The organism is Ruegeria lacuscaerulensis (assembly GCF_013033355.1).
GTDB lineage: Bacteria > Pseudomonadota > Alphaproteobacteria > Rhodobacterales > Rhodobacteraceae > Ruegeria > Ruegeria lacuscaerulensis_A.
In genome coordinates this window covers 1-15,152 of record NZ_WQDY01000025.1, presented here as the reverse complement: position 1 = coordinate 15,152, position 15,152 = coordinate 1, and the positions used below count along the sequence as shown (strand labels likewise).

General features: G+C 57.1%; 11 protein-coding genes. 2 read left to right on the top strand and 9 right to left on the bottom strand.

What is annotated here, in order from left to right; translation table 11 throughout:
* Positions 1–81 precede the first annotated feature (81 nt).
* Complete coding sequence (locus GOW48_RS22025) at positions 82–999, top strand: LysR family transcriptional regulator (RefSeq protein WP_170756210.1); 918 nt, start codon at positions 82–84, stop codon at positions 997–999.
* A gap of 116 nt (positions 1,000–1,115) precedes the next feature.
* Here GOW48_RS22025 and GOW48_RS22020 read toward each other — a convergent pair whose 3' ends face one another.
* The 6 genes from GOW48_RS22020 to GOW48_RS21995 all read right to left on the bottom strand — a co-directional run bounded on the left by GOW48_RS22020 (position 1,116) and on the right by GOW48_RS21995 (position 9,152).
* Positions 1,116–1,892 carry an enoyl-CoA hydratase gene (locus GOW48_RS22020; RefSeq protein ID WP_170756209.1) on the bottom strand — a complete coding sequence of 259 codons (777 nt, stop codon included), beginning with the start codon at positions 1,890–1,892 and terminating at the stop codon, positions 1,116–1,118.
* A gap of 41 nt (positions 1,893–1,933) precedes the next feature.
* Positions 1,934–2,911: an NAD(P)H-dependent flavin oxidoreductase gene (locus tag GOW48_RS22015; protein WP_170756208.1), complete on the bottom strand. Its 978-nt coding sequence runs from the start codon at positions 2,909–2,911 to the stop codon at positions 1,934–1,936.
* A 216-nt stretch (positions 2,912–3,127) separates the two neighbouring features.
* A complete protein-coding gene (locus GOW48_RS22010) occupies positions 3,128–4,987 on the bottom strand; it encodes an AMP-binding protein (RefSeq protein WP_170756207.1) in 1,860 nt (619 codons plus the stop codon).
* A gap of 163 nt (positions 4,988–5,150) precedes the next feature.
* On the bottom strand, positions 5,151–6,602 hold the full coding sequence (locus GOW48_RS22005) for a coniferyl aldehyde dehydrogenase (protein ID WP_170756206.1): 1,452 nt from the start codon (positions 6,600–6,602) through the stop codon (positions 5,151–5,153).
* 314 nt (positions 6,603–6,916) lie between these two features.
* Complete coding sequence (locus tag GOW48_RS22000) at positions 6,917–8,203, bottom strand: Hint domain-containing protein (RefSeq protein ID WP_170756205.1); 1,287 nt, start codon at positions 8,201–8,203, stop codon at positions 6,917–6,919.
* A 271-nt stretch (positions 8,204–8,474) separates the two neighbouring features.
* Positions 8,475–9,152, bottom strand: coding sequence for a type 1 glutamine amidotransferase domain-containing protein (locus GOW48_RS21995; RefSeq protein ID WP_170756204.1), 678 nt, complete (start codon positions 9,150–9,152; stop codon positions 8,475–8,477).
* Between the two features lie 254 nt (positions 9,153–9,406).
* On the opposite strand from GOW48_RS21995, the gene GOW48_RS21990 reads away from it, so the two are divergent.
* Complete coding sequence (locus GOW48_RS21990; RefSeq protein WP_170756203.1) at positions 9,407–9,988, top strand: TetR/AcrR family transcriptional regulator; 582 nt, start codon at positions 9,407–9,409, stop codon at positions 9,986–9,988.
* Positions 9,989–10,319: 331 nt separating this feature from the next.
* Here GOW48_RS21990 and GOW48_RS22845 read toward each other — a convergent pair whose 3' ends face one another.
* From GOW48_RS22845 to GOW48_RS21975, 3 genes are all read right to left on the bottom strand, one after another.
* Entirely contained in the window at positions 10,320–10,649 is a 330-nt protein-coding gene (locus GOW48_RS22845) for an NAD-dependent epimerase/dehydratase family protein (RefSeq protein ID WP_170756202.1), read from the bottom strand.
* A gap of 157 nt (positions 10,650–10,806) precedes the next feature.
* The gene (locus GOW48_RS21980; RefSeq protein ID WP_170756201.1) at positions 10,807–13,320 is read right to left on the bottom strand and encodes a CoA transferase; all 2,514 of its coding nucleotides are present in this window, start codon (positions 13,318–13,320) and stop codon (positions 10,807–10,809) included.
* Between the two features lie 100 nt (positions 13,321–13,420).
* Positions 13,421–15,076 (bottom strand): GMC family oxidoreductase, encoded by a 1,656-nt coding sequence (locus GOW48_RS21975; protein WP_170756200.1) that lies wholly within the window; start codon positions 15,074–15,076, stop codon positions 13,421–13,423.
* Positions 15,077–15,152: the final 76 nt, after the last annotated feature.

Below are 15,152 nucleotides of genomic sequence, written 5' to 3'. Positions count from 1 at the left end.
CTTGGGTCGACCTCAATCTGCCAAATCCAAACAAAACAAATCCAATGACTAATCACACCAAGTGATATAAGCAGCGTTAATATGAGACCAATTACCGACATCCGCATTTTGAACGCCTTTGTCGCTGTTGCGCAGGAAGGCAACATCTCGCGCGCGGCAAAGCGCCTGCACCTGACCCAACCAGCCGTCAGCCTTCAGCTTAAAAGACTGGCCGAAGACACCGGGTTGGAATTATTTCACCGAACCTCCAAGGGTGTCGAACTGACACGCGACGGCGAAGCGCTTGTGGCCAAGGCCGAGAAGGTTCAGAATGCGATATCCGAATTTGGCCAGACAGCGCGGCGGATCAATGGCAACGTACGTGGGTCCTTGCGCCTGGGAACAATCGTCGACCCCGATTTCATTCGCTTGGGTACGTTTCTGGCTGCGCTGGTGGATGGGTATCCTGATCTGCAGACCAAACTGGTTCACGGGATAAGCGGTGACGTGATCAATCGGCTAATCAACGATCAACTGGATGTCGGCTTTTTTCTTGGGGAATTGGAAGACTTTGAGCCCAAGACCGAAGACCAGACCGGCGCGCTTTTTTATCAGCGAGAACTGACCAAGTTCACTTATCGCGTCATCGCGCCCGCTGGATGGCGAAACCGTATTCAGGGAAAAGACTGGTCCGAATTGGCCACAATGCCTTGGATTGGGACACCCCAAAATTCCGTACATCAACGGCTGCTTACCAGAATTTACGGTGATCTCGACACTCAACCCGAACCGGTTTGCCTTGTCGATCAGGAGCCTTCGATGCTGGCAATGGTTCGGTCCGGCATTGGCCTCAGCCTGTGCCGAGAATCCATTGCACTGGAAGAAATGCAAAACCGAGGGCTGGCCGTCTCAGATCGCGTGAGAATCGAAACCTGTCTGCGGTTTGTGACATTGTCCGCCAAGAAAAAGGACCCGAATGTCGAAGCGGCTTTCGACGCCCTTGACTCGACCTGGAGCTGACCGCTGCATCTTCACGATTACGCGACGACATGTGCAGCCACAGATAAAGATATCCATGCGGCCGCACACGCCCGAATCGCGGGGGATACGTCGCCAGCTCCCCGGCAGCTTTTGGCTTATTTGAAGACCGGTTTGCGCTTTTCTACGAACGCCGAGAAAGCTTCGCTGAATTCATCGTTTTGCAGCGCTTCTCCGAAGTCTACCAACTCTTCCGTCACCCGGCTCCAAAGGTCGCCGGTCAGAGGGCGACGCAACAGTGCTTTGGTTTTCATAACCGCATTGGGTGGCAGCTCGCCGAGTTCAGCAACAGCCGCGGCCACGGTTGTTTCCAGATCTTCCGGGCTGACGACCCGGCTAACCAGTCCTGTTTCCAACGCTTCCTGCGCCGAGAACATCCGGCCGAGCAAAAGCAACTCGGCGGCCTTAGCCTGCCCCATCAATCGCGGCACGATATAGCTGGAACCAGCTTCGGGCACCAACCCGAGGTTGACGAAGGGCATACGAAACAGAGTTTCTTCGGCCACGTAGATCAGGTCACAATGCATCAACATTGTGGTCCCGACACCGATGGCGACACCCTCAACCTGAGCAACGATCGGCTTGGGAAACTTTATCAGCGCTTCCAGAAAAGCAACGACCGGAGGATGATCGCCGGACGCAGAATTGTGGAAATCGCTCACCATGTTGCCGCTGGTAAAATCCCCATCCGCGCCCCGCAGCCAGACCACCCGGATGTCCGGGTCATTCGCCGCGTTGGTCAGCGCGTCGGCCAAGCCAAGATACATCGCACGGTCGATCGCGTTTTTCTTGCCCGGATTCGACATGGTAATGCGAAGGGCTGATCCCAGTTTTTCCGTAATTACACCTGGCTGGGTTGCGTTTTCGTCGGTCATTCTGCGCTCCTACCGCTGGTTGGTTTCTTATGTCGGGTCTATTAGGCGTTGTTATACCCGGCGAGGCGATTGGCGATGATCTGATCAGCCTCGGACATAATCCGATCCAGCAGCTCCTGACAGGATGGGATGTCATTGATCAGGCCCACAACCATGCCACAGGACCAGGCGCCAATATCCATGTCTCCGTCCTGCATGACACGCGGGTAGACACCAGCCACTTCATCAATGATGTCCTCGAATTGGATGGCATCGCCCTTTGCCTTTTCAGTGGCCAGTATACGTTCGACCGCCGGGTTGGTCAGAACCCGTTCCGTGTTGCGCAGCGGACGCATGACCAGGCGTGTGTCCAACTCGGTCGCGGCGACGATGGCATCTTTGACGTTCTGGTGCACGGGGGCTTCTTTGGTGGCCACAAAGCGGGTGCCCAGATTGATACCCGACGCGCCCATCGCCAGCGAGGCCACCAGCGAACGACCATCCGCCTGACCGCCGGACGCGACAAATGGGATTTCCAGCTCATCTGCAGCGCGGGGCAGCAGGATCATGTTCGGCACGTCATCCTCACCCGGATGTCCGCCGCACTCGAACCCGTCAACCGAGACGGCATCGCAGCCGATTTCCTGCGCTTTCAGCGCATGGCGGACCGAGGTACATTTGTGGATCACCTTGATCCCGGCATCCTTGAGATACGGCATCACCTGCGACGGGTTGCGCCCTGCAGTTTCAACGACGGTGACGCCACCTTCGATGATCGTCTTGATGATGGCCGGATAGTCCGGCGCATTGACGGTGGGCAAAAAGGTCACGTTCACCGCGATGGGCTTGTCGGTCATGTCCTTGCAGCGCGCGATCTCTTTGGCCAGATCGGCGGGTGTTTTCTGTGTCAGCCCAGTGATCGTGCCCAGCCCGCCCGCATTCGAGACAGCGGCAGCCAGTTCGGCAAAGCCCACATAATGCATCCCACCCTGAAGGATCGGGCGTTCGATGCCAAAGAGTTCGGTGATTTCGGTTTTCATGGCCGCAGCCTCCGTGATGATTCTGGCGCTGGTTTCGGTTTGAGTGCGAGAGAACATGTCGCTGCACACAATAAAAGCGCCTGACAGATGAACGTTGCGTCGAGAATAGGATCGACATGGGTTTGGTGGATTTCGGCATCTGTTACGATCTGGAACAGGCCGAGTTTTGAAAAGGGAAAGGCACCATGGGATGCCTTTTTCCATTGACTTGGGTTACTAGATTTCGACCGTCGCCGAGAACAGATACTCGGCCAACGCATCCTGTACCCTTGTGACATCCGAGCGGTTTTCTTCAGGCAACGTTACAATCACATGCATACCGCGTGCGCCGCCATCGACGACCTCGATCTGCGCCTCTGGCAACTTGTGTTCGTTCTGAATCAGATCGGCCACGGCGCGTTTTGCCGCCTCAAGGCGCAGGCTTGGCTTGTAGATTTTGCCCACCGTCGTCAGCGGGACCTCATCCACGATGAAAATCTGTTTCGGCCAGGCCGGGCGTTCGTCAATATGCGCGTGCGCGTGTTCCTGCAACTCATCCATTGTGACCTCGGCACCGTCGATCAGCTGCACGAAACATACCGGCAGCTCTCCGGCATAGGCGTCGGGTTTGCCCACGGCGGCGGCGATGGCCACGGCCGGGTGATCGGTCAGGACATTTTCGATCATGGCCGGGTCGATGTTGTGGCCGCTACGAATGATCAGATCCTTAGACCGGCCCGCGATGTAAATCCGCCCATCCGCGTCTTTGTATCCCAGATCGCCCGAGTTCAGGTATCCGCCCTCGAATACGCCCGCATTCTGGCTCGCGTCACGATAGCCGGGCGAGACATGCGCGCCCTTGATGGCGATCACACCGATCTCGCCCACGTCGCAGGTATCGCCCAACGCGCCCTCTGCCGTCAGGCACAGAATATCAACCTGAGAATAAGGCAGCGGCCAGCCGACCGAACTGACGGCCCCGGCGCCCGACAGCGGATCAATACTGACCAGCCCCGAAGCCTCGGTCATTCCCAGAAGTTCAAACAGGGTCGCGCCTGTCACCTCGCGGAAATGCGCCCCGACCGCAGGGGGCAGCAAGGCCGCCCCGGTCAGACCGGCGCGCACGCGGCTCAGATCATAACCGTCGGCCGGAACCTGCAGCACCGCACCCAGCGCAGTCGGAACACCGCCGACCAGAGTTACTTTGTACTGCTCCACCAAACGCCAAAACCCGGACACAATCGCCGGAGTGCGCAAGCCACCGGGCGACATAACGACCAGCTCGACCCCACGCATGAACGCGCTGAGCCCTGCGGCAATTGTTCCGGCCACGTGGAACAGCGGCAATGTCGCGGTCAACACGTCGTCGGGGCGGTATCCGCACATGGTTGCGCCGCCAAACGCCGCCACCAATTGCCCGCGATGGGTATGGGCCACCAGCTTGGGCACGCCCGTCGTGCCACCCGTATGGAAATAGGCCGCCACATCATCGCCCGAGCGCGCCGCGCCAAAGGTCAGGTGACCTATGGGCTGGCCTTGGATGGCTTCGGCGAAGTCCACCACACCTTCGACCGGCGGCGTCCCCGGAGGCGCGATGCGCACCAGGATCAGGCCGGGATTCTGATCCCGAATTTCCAGCGACTTTTCCCAGATATCCAGCTGCGGATGCGGTCCGAGCGTCACAAGAATTTTCGCCTCGGAGGCGCGCAGCAGGTCAACGATGCTCTCGACCTGCAGCAAAAAGTTGATCGGCACCGCGTAACCGGCCGTTTCGGCGCCCCACAGGGTCACGTAGGTCTCGATCAGCGAGGGCAGCATATAGGCAACGCCGGGCGCGGGGCCGCCAAGATCGGCAAACATATTGGCCGCGCCCCGGATCAACCCCAGCAACTGACCATAGGTGACCCGGCGCGCCTGTTCGTCTTCGGCGCCGGTCATCAGCATAGTCAGGGCGGTCTTGTCGGGATAGGCGACGGCGCTGGCCTCGAAGACCTCAAGAATACTGCGTTCGGGTAGGCGTTGATCCAGGGTCAGATCGGTTTCCAGCCGTTTGATATCATCAAGGGTTCGAACGGGTTGATCGCTGAATACAGCCATGTTGTGTGCTCCTCCAAAACATTGCGTTTTGTCAAAGGCGCGGCGGAGCGCCGCTGCCATGTCGCTGGGGCCCGGTTCCTGCCGTTACCAGACAACTCGAATCATCTGCACCTTTGGCTGAGGGAGAAAACCAGTGCAGATGGTCCGGTTCTGAGCGGCGCGTTCAGGGCTTTCTGAAGCGGCGCAGCTGGAAATTGACCAGCAATTTGAACATCTTGTTGTCCCATGGCGCTCCGACGCACTGGTTGCCGTCCAGCTTACCCTTGCGCACAACGCCCTTGGCTTTCGAGAAGTTCAGGAATCCTTCCTTGCCGTGGTAATGCCCCATCCCCGACGGGCCAACGCCGCCAAAGGGCATGTCATCAACGGCCACATGGGTGACAACCTCGTTGATGCAGACACCGCCCGAGTGGGTTTCGTTCAGAATCTTCTCGCCGCGGGCCTTGTCCCAATCAAAGTAGTACAGCGCCAGCGGGCGGTCGCGGTCGTTCACATAGGCGATTGCATCGTCCAACGTGTCATAGGGAATGACCGGCAGGATCGGACCAAATATCTCTTCCTGCATCACGCGCATGTCTTCAGTCACATCTGTTACCAGATGCATCGGCAGTTTGCGCGTACCTTCAAAGCTGTCATTCGACGGATTGATCGCTGTGACTGTGGCCCCTTTGGCCTTGGCGTCCTCAATATTCTCTACCAGCCGGTCGCGCTGACGCTCGGTGATGATCGAGGTATAGTCCTTGTTCGCCGCAAGCGTCGGATAACGGTGTGAAAACGCTTTGACGAACGCTGCAACAAAGGCGTCCACCTTGCCACGCGGGACCATCACATAGTCGGGTGACACACAGATCTGACCTGCGTTCAAACCCTTGCCAAACACGACCCGCTTGGCGGCTTCTTCGATTTCAAAGTCATCATGAATGATGACCGGAGACTTGCCCCCCAACTCCAGAGTAACCGGCGTCAAGTTCTCGGCTGCGGCGCGCATTACGATGCGCCCAACTGGGGTCGAGCCGGTAAAGACCAAGTGGTCAAAAGGCAACTTGGTAAATTCCGTGGCAACGCTGACATCGCCATTGATCACCACGACCTCTTCGTCGGTGAAATGCTTAGAAATCATCTCGGTTAGTAAGTCAGCGGTATTGGGCGCAAATTCCGACGTCTTGATCATCGCCCGGTTGCCCGCGGCCAGCGCACCCACCAGCGGCGACAGTCCGAGGAAAACGGGGAAATTCCACGGCACCACGATGCCGACCACTCCCAACGGTTGATAGTGGACCTTGGCATGCGCCCCCATCAGCATCAGCGGCAGATGGCGCTTGGACTGACCCATCAGCTTGCGCAGGTTCTTGCGGTAATATCTGATGCCTTCCAGAATTGGCAGGATTTCAGCCAGCATCGTCTCGGCATGGGCGCGGCCATCGAAGTCCTGATCGACCGCGTCGATGATCTTGTCTTTGAATTCCATCAAACCGGCGTGCAGCCGGCTCAGTCGGTCTACCCGCTGCTCGTAGCTTGGTGCAGGATCGGCTCGGTAAGCTGCCTGCAGCTTGCCGAGTACCACAGAAAGAGCAGGTCCGACCGGTTCGATTTCAACGACGTTTTGAACAGACATGAGCTTCGTCCTCCGTTAACATTGCCGAGATCATCTATTGAGTTTGGCCCCGCAAATATTAGGCAAACATCGTAAATCGTTAAGAGTTCGGCTGGACAGATTGTTGTCCGCTCGGGACAAAGTCACCATTAAGACCCGCGCCAGACGATTGTGGGAAATAAGGCATCCACGTCTTCCGCGGCCTCAGTACACGGTGTGCCACACCTCGACTATTTTCGTTTAACAGCCCCTTAGTCGCATCTTTGCACAGTTCAGGCCTGAGACACTGGCAAGACAATCGGATCGCACCGACGGACGGCCAAAATCCCTAGGTATCAGAGCGTCAAAATAGGTTTTTCGTTCCTACCATGCCGCTCGACAATGCGCTTTTGATGCTGAGCCGATGGAATAGGAAACGCAGGCTTCCAATGACCAATCTCGAGGCACAGTTCCGGAAAGATCGTCAAGATTTCCTCACGTTGAGCGGCGGTCAGTGAAAGCATTGCTTGTGCGCCCGGCAACATCGTCTCGGTCGGTGCGCTTTCGGCAAATATCACCTCATGCCGATCGCAAAGGATATGGAAATAGCTGACCTCTTTTACGTCGTCGGCCACTTCGATACCGGGCAATTCTGTCAGTCGGAACGCCGGAATCAAGACATCCTGACTCTCAGTTACCCGCTGTGCAATCTTCGATGAGACCTTCATCCGATGCTGTCGCGATACCAAAAGGTCTTTTGCAGGCAAGGCTCGACCAAGAGCACCAGCCTGGATACGGACCGGCAACAGCTTGGGATTGGCCAAAAGCTCTTCCAGTTTCACGACACGTGAACCTATCCACCGGATCGCTTCGTATTCACCCGAGTCGGTCAGGACCCGATCCCCTACTGAAAGGTCCTTTATCGCTACCTGGCCTTGGTCCGTCGCAATCATCGCGTCGCCTTGAATGAAGACAAAAGTAGCCGTGAGCGTCGCATCCGAAATCTGAGTATCGCCATCAAGAAAATTACCGGAAGTCAGCCCGATGAAAACCGAACGGTCATCCGTAAGAAAGCTGTCTAGCTCCGCCTCAGTGAATGTTCGTGAACCGACCTGTGTCCCTTCAATTGACCATGTCATTGTCCGCGAACTGGCATCCCAGCTGATGACGTATGAGTGTTCGTTGCCATCATTCAAATCGACCGGCAGCGCATTGTTCGGCGCCGAAATACCACTGGAGGATTGAAAAATGTTTCCGTCTGTGTCGACGATATGGCTATGGTTGTCCGAAGTTTCGTCACCCCCGGTTGCGGCGTTATTTAAAAACGTGTCGAATTCGATCCCAATACCATCGTCAATTCCCCCAGTGCCGATTTGCCGACCAACCCCACCCAATGCGTTCGCACCGTCAGCGTCGTTATGAAGCACAACAGCAAACCCGTCTGCACCCGTTAAAGTAGCATTCAATGTGAACGTAAAATCTTCGTTCAAGGAAATCTGCTGATTGTAAAACGCGGAACCAATAGACGGATCACCACCAGGCTCTTCAACAGAACCATCCAGCAAATCCAGATCATCACCCGCGCCCGTGGCGTCCCCGTTCAAGGTACCATTTTCAGTGTTCAAAATGATCGTCGAGGGCATGTGTTTCTCCTCACTGCAGAGCGCTGCGAAAGGTGGCTCTGAGTTTTTACAACGCAGTTTCTATCGATTACTGCGGCTTGGATAAAATACAATTCTGAAAAGACACTTACGCTTCACGGTAAGTGAATGGGAGAACCCATGCAACTGACGAAAACGAGATTGGTGAACAGGTGACAATCTGGCGAAAGTCCGGGCGTCATAGAATGACTTAAGAAACAGTCAGACGGAACAAAAGTATCAGGGCCGTCCGAAGGCGGCCCTGAAGAAATGGTCAGCTTACAGCAGCCAACAAAATTGCTGCCGCATCTTCCGATGACGCAGGATTTTGGCCAGTGATCAACAACCCATCTTCGACGACGTGCGGCATCCAATCCTCCCCAGAAGAAAATTCAGCGCCGTTTTCCTTGAGCATATCTTCAACTAAAAAGGGTACGATTTCAGTCAATTCCACAGCAGCTTCTTCAGAATTTGTGAAGCCCGTCACAGTCTTGCCCGCCACCAGCGACAGGCCATCAGGGCCTTTGACGTTTTTCAAGACGCCGGGGGCATGGCAAACCAACGACACAGGTTTACCAGCACCATGGAAGGCTTCGATCAGGGCAATCGACTTCGCGTCTTCGGCGAGATCCCACAATGGACCGTGGCCGCCAGGATAGAAGAGCGCGTCATAGTCTTCTGCATTGACGTCCGCCAGCTTTTCAGTCGTCGCCAATTGAGCCATTGCCTCTGCATCTGCCTCAAATGCCCGTGTGGCATCTGTCTGGAAACCTTCATCTGCGCTTTTGGGGTCAAGAGGCGGCAATCCGCCCTTGGGAGACGCCAATGTGATCTGAGCTCCTGCGTTTTTGAAAACGTAATAAGGAGCCGCCAGCTCTTCGAGCCAAAACCCGGTTTTCATCCCGGTATCACCGAGTTTGTCATGCGAAGTGAGAACCATCAGGATTTTCATGATTATGATCCATAAATGTTGCTTATATGTGTGTCCGCCCTTCCTTGGCCTGCAGCAACGAGAGGAGTGAGTCGCAACAGGGTAAGGCGGTGAGCACTTCCACTATCCTTTATTAGACCGGTCGTCTAGTGATAACTTTCTGGCCCCCACCATACTGGCATAGAATATTTTGTAGCCAACTGAGATATTGCGAACAGAGAAGATTGTTATTAGACTGTTCGTCTAGTGAAATCAAATTCGCCTGAAGTAAACACATGAACACACGGTCTAATATCGTTACAGCGGGCCAGACCTTGATCGGCCAAAAAGGTTTCAGCGCCGTAGGGCTTGCCGAAATCCTGAAGTCAGCCGGCGTTCCCAAGGGGTCATTCTATCATTTCTTTGCGTCTAAGGACGCATTCGGCGCCGCCGTATTAGACGATTACTTTGATGCCTATCATGCCGAAATGGACGAGATGTTTGGCATGCAAGGGCTCACACCGGGCGAAAAACTCATGCTGTATTTTGCCAACTGGCGCGAACACCAGAGGCTTAACGACTGTCAGGGCAGATGCCTGGCCGTCAAATTGGGAGCAGAGGTTTCAGACTTCTCAGAGACCATGCGTCATGCGTTAAAGCAAGGAACGGACGGCATTATCTCGCGCCTTGCAAATGTAATCGAAACTGGAAGGGAAGATGGTTCGCTGCGGCCTCCATCGTCCAGTGAAGATGCCGCCGCCAATCTGTACGCTCTTTGGGTCGGCGCGAGCATCATGGTCAAAATCTCACGCGAGCAAGACGCCTTCGACGCGGCGCTGATAAACACGCGGCAGATGTTGAAAATGGCTGCGAGCTGACACAGGCCTCAGATAATTTCTAGCTTGTCGCTGGTGTACACGGTGACTCCGTTCGCGGCGGTATGGGCGATTGTGCCCACTGCCCGCGCGACCTGGCTGGCCTTGATGGGTCGATATTTTTTGAGTGGACCACATAGAAGAAAATTAAAGTGAGGCATAATGCGACCGGCCCATTTTTCTTTGAATCGATGGTCCAAGCGATCACCCAGCAACAAAGATGGTCTAAGTATATCGACAGAAGGATACCCAATCCTGGCGAGGTCACGTTCTGTCTCGCCTTTGACATTTACATAGTAACTGGTAGACCCGATCCTTGCTCCCATTGAAGACACTAAAAGAAACCGCGTGGCCCCCTTTCGATACGCAATTTGGGCGCAATGCAGTACATAGTCATGGTCGATCTCGCGGAATGCCTCACGACCCCGGCCACTTTCTGAGTTGTTCCAAGGCAAGAAAACACTGTGTCCGCACAAAGGCGCGCGGCGACCGCTTCGATAGAACCCTTGTCCGCCAGAACCTGGACAACCTTATGTCCTTCGTACCTAATTGGTTTGCGATCGACACAAACAACGCCTTCACAGCGTTCGTCACGTATTAGCAAGTCGACCAGTGCTCTGCCGACAAGTCCGGTTCCTCCAAAAACAAGAGCAGTCCCAGACATGAACGGAACCTCCAGCATCCATGGTTTGGGTTATGGTTTTCGTTCGATAGACGATCACCGGTCAACCCAAGGAATTTGTGACGCTAAGGAATAACCGAACATAGGCGCGCGAAAGTAAGCGGCACCTTGGGATCAAGATACCGCTTAGGTCTTTTTATTAACTGGGCAGGTATTCCCTGCTCCAGCTCTCGCTGACCGTGCCATCGTTTAACATTCCGTCAATGGCTGCGTCGTCATAGCCCAGCTCCTGCAGAACCGCCCGCGTGGACGCGCCGAATTTCTCGGCCGGGTCCAGCGCATAGACCGTTCCGCGCACAGGGCGGATGGCAAAGGGGTCCAGCTGCGTGACCGTGTGGCCGCTGGGGTGATCTTCGCGCACCGAGAAGGAATAGCTGCCCCGGTCGATCCCCGGCGTGCCATCCGCAGGCCGCGCGTTGTAATAGCGCAGCGACTCGATGTTTTCGCAGATCGTTCCACCCACATCCGCCGCCTGCAGACGTTCCGCCCAGTCGCTGGCGCGAGCCTGATAAAAGGCGTTGGCCAGAAAGGCGTCGCGGTCCTCGGGGGCGACCTCTTCGAACCCTTCCAGACCCTCGACCGAAGCCAGACGGGGCACATCGTGTTCATAGGCGCTCAGCAGGATGAAACGGTCGGACGAGGTATAGTAAAAGCGGGTCAGCGCGTCATAGCCGTTGAACTCACGGCCCGCCGGTTCGTCAAACAGCCCCCGGCGTTCATGGTCATAGCAATAGGGGATCTGCGCCAGACCGCTGAGCGCCGCCAGCGAGGTGCGCGGACGCCCGACCTGACCGGTTTTAAGCTTTTGGTACAGCGCCGTCGCCACGCCAAGCGAGCCGCCAAAGCCGCACATGACGTCAATGGTGCCCACATGCGCGTGTTCCTCGGGCGTCTCCATCGAGCCGCCAAAGCGCAGCATGATGCCTGTGGTGGCCTGCACCAGATCGTCATAGCCCAGATAGTTCGACCGCGGCCCCCGGCGGACGCCGCCAAAGCAATCCATCTTGCAGAAGATCGCATCGGGGTTCAGTCTGGCCAGGTTTTCGCGGTCCAGACCCATCGACTGCACCTGCGCGTCGGTCGCATTCCAAACGATGACATCGACGGATTTCACCAGTTTCTCAAAGATCGCGCGACCTTCGGGCGATTTCATATCCGCCAGAACCGAGCGTTTGCCCGAACCATGTGTCAGGCTGAAAATCACCGTGTTCCAGCAGTCATAAAACGGCTTGGCCGGGTCCAGCTTGATCACCTCGGCCCCGAAACGGGCCAGATAGGACACGGAATGCGGCCCGGCAATCACGTTGCACAGGTCCAAAATGCGGACGCCGTCCAGCCAGCCGGTTTTCTCTTCTTCGGGCACCGGGTCGGGCACCGCGGTTTCATGCGCGCGCAGCGAGGCCAGAGCCGTGTCGAAATCCACCCATTCCCGGCCGCGCGGTTCGAGCATTTCTTCGCCGCTTTCCTCAAGCCAGACCATCGGGCCGGGCTGGATCATGGTGCCAAACTCGGGGTCTTCGACCTCGACCATCAGACCGGCGGTTTCGGCGTGGTCATCGTGAATCCACTCCTGCAACCAGCGCTGGGGCGCGCCGGGGAATTTGCCGCGGCCGAAAATCCGCTCCCATTCCTTTGAGGTCCGTGTCAGGAACACCTCCTTCATCCGCTCGGCGATCTTGTCGGCCCATTCCTTTGGCAGCGGATAGACGCCCAGCGACACGTCGTTCTTCCACTCGGACATGGGCAGATAGGTGTCTTCTTCCTCGGTCAGCCCTTCCTCGACCAGCTCATCATAGATGCCAAGCTTCTTGAGGCAGCGCTTGGCGTGGTCCTTGTGGCTAGGGCAGACCACATAGAACATCCGCCCGTCTTTACACTTGTAGGACCGGTAGAACGGGTCCAGCAATTCCTGCAGGTCTTCGTAGCTGACATTCATCGGCAGGCCTTCGACTCGGCGCCGTTCGATCTCAAGCTCGCGCTGGGTCTTATAGCGGTCGGGGTAGTCCTCGATCTTGATCGAGTTATAGCTCAGCCCTTCCATCACGGCCGAGGCCAGCGGCACCTCGATCTGGTCGCCATACCCGGTACGCTCGCGCGATTGCAGCGCCAGCACGACCGAAGACGCGGCCAGCATCGTGCCATAGGCCGAGGCCAGCGGCAGCGGCGAAAAGGACGGGTTGATCCCCATCAGCACCCGGTTCAGGCCCATATCGGTGAACACGCCCGAAGACGCAGCGATGACGCTTTCATAGGCCCGCCATTCGCGGCGCAGCTCGTCATTCGAGGCAAAACCGGGGATCGACAGAGTGATCAGTTCAGGGCGGGCATTGCGCATCTCGGCGAAATCCAGACCCATGCGGGTCATGGTGCCAGGACGGAAGCTTTCGACCAAAATATCAGCCTCGGCGATCAACTGGCGGACCTGATCCATACCTTCGTCGGTTTTCAGGTCCAGCGTCACAATCTGTTTGTTGCGGTTCAGCGTCGCATTGGCCGGGCTCTCCCACAGCGGACCACCGGGGATTTCCACCCGGATCACGGTCGCGCCGAAATCGGCCAGCACCATGGCAACGGCCGGGCCAGCGATATATTGACCAAAATCGATCACCTTGACACCGGCAAGCGGCAGCTCCGTGGACGTGTGACGTGTCATGTGCATTATCCCTGCAAAATGTCGGACCCGCAGCCCGATATGACGTGAAAAGCCCCGGGTCCGCCCATGAACCCGAGGCCAGATGTTTCTGGGTGCGGTTTTACCGGCCCGCCTGAATCCACCGCGCTGCCTTTTCCGCGATCATCAGAGTCGGAGCGTTAGTGTTGCCGCTGGTGATCTCGGGCATGATCGAGGCATCGACCACGCGCAATCCCTTGATCCCCTTGACCTTGAGCTGAGGGTCAACCACGGCCGTCGGATCATCCGCGCTGCCCATCTTGGCGGTGCCGACGGGGTGGAAGATCGTGTTGGCGATATCGCCCGCCAGCTTGGCCAGTTCCTCATCGGACTGGTACTGGGTCCCCGGTTTCCATTCCTGCGGGTTATAGCGCTTCATGGCCGGTTTCGCCATAATTTCACGCACCTGACGCAGGCTGTCAGCGGCGACCTTGCGGTCATCCTCGGTGTCCAGATAGTTTGGCGCGATCATCGGCGCGTCGGTATATTTGCCCGACCGGATACGCACATGGCCACGGCTGGTGGGGTTCAGGTTGCACACACTGACCGTAATAGCCGGGAAATCATGCAGGTCTTCGCCAAAGGCTTCAAGGCTCAGCGGCTGGACGTGATATTCCAGATTGGCATGGGTACGGCCGGGGTCCGACCGGGTGAAGGCACCCAGCTGGCTGGGCGACATGCTCATCGGTCCCGAGCGGTGCAGCGCATATTGCAGGCCGATCTTGGCCTTGCCCACCAGGCTGTTGGCCAGCGTGTTCAGGGTCTTAGCCCCGTCCACTTTGAACACGGCGCGGATCTGCAGGTGATCCTGCAGGTTCTCACCCACGGCGGGCGCGTCCAGCACCACGTCGATACCCTGCGATTTCAGGAATTCACCATCCCCGATGCCCGACAGCTGCAGAATCTGCGGCGAGTTGATGGCCCCGGCTGACAGAATGACCTCGGCCTGCGCCTTGACGGTCACCGGCTGGCCCGCACGGCGGACAACCGCACCGGAACAGCGGGTCGCGCCATCATCGGTCGTGTCAAAGGTCAGACGCTCGACCTGTGCCTCGGTCCAGATGGTCAGGTTCTGACGGTCTTTCGCCGGACGCAGGAACCCTTTGGAGGTGTTCCAGCGCCAGCCCGACTTCTGGTTGACGTCAAAGTAACCGACCCCGGCATTGTCGCCCGAGTTGAAATCGTCGGTCGATTCAATGCCCGCCTCGTTTGCGGCCTTGGCAAAGGAATCCAGCACGTCCCATTGCAGGCGCTGCTTTTCAACGCGCCACTCGCCGCCATGGCCATGCAGGTCGGAAAAGCGGCTGTTGTCGCCGGTCGCCGGGTCCGCCCCGCCATCCAGCTTGTAGTGGTTCTCATGCGCCTTGAAGTCGGGCAGAGAGTTCTGCCAGCTCCAATCCTCTTCGCCGCTCAAACTTGCCCAATTGTCAAAGTCACGCGCCTGCCCGCGCATGTAGATCATGCCGTTGATCGACGAGCAGCCTCCCAGCGTCTTTCCACGTGGATAGCGCAGCGTTCGACCGTTCAGGCCCTTGTCGGGCTCGGTCTGGTACAACCAGTCGGTGCGGGGGTTGCCAATGCAGTACAGATACCCGACGGGGATGTGAATCCACGGGTAATTGTCTTTCTTACCAGCTTCCAGCAGCAGGACACGTTTCGACGTATCCTTACTGAGACGATTGGCCAGCAGGCAGCCGGCAGTGCCGGCCCCCACGATGATATAGTCAAAGGTTTCCATGTGTCAGTGCTCCGATCTCAACGCGCGACGGGCATAGTGAACTCAGCGCCTTTTGAGATGCTTTCAGGCCAGCGCT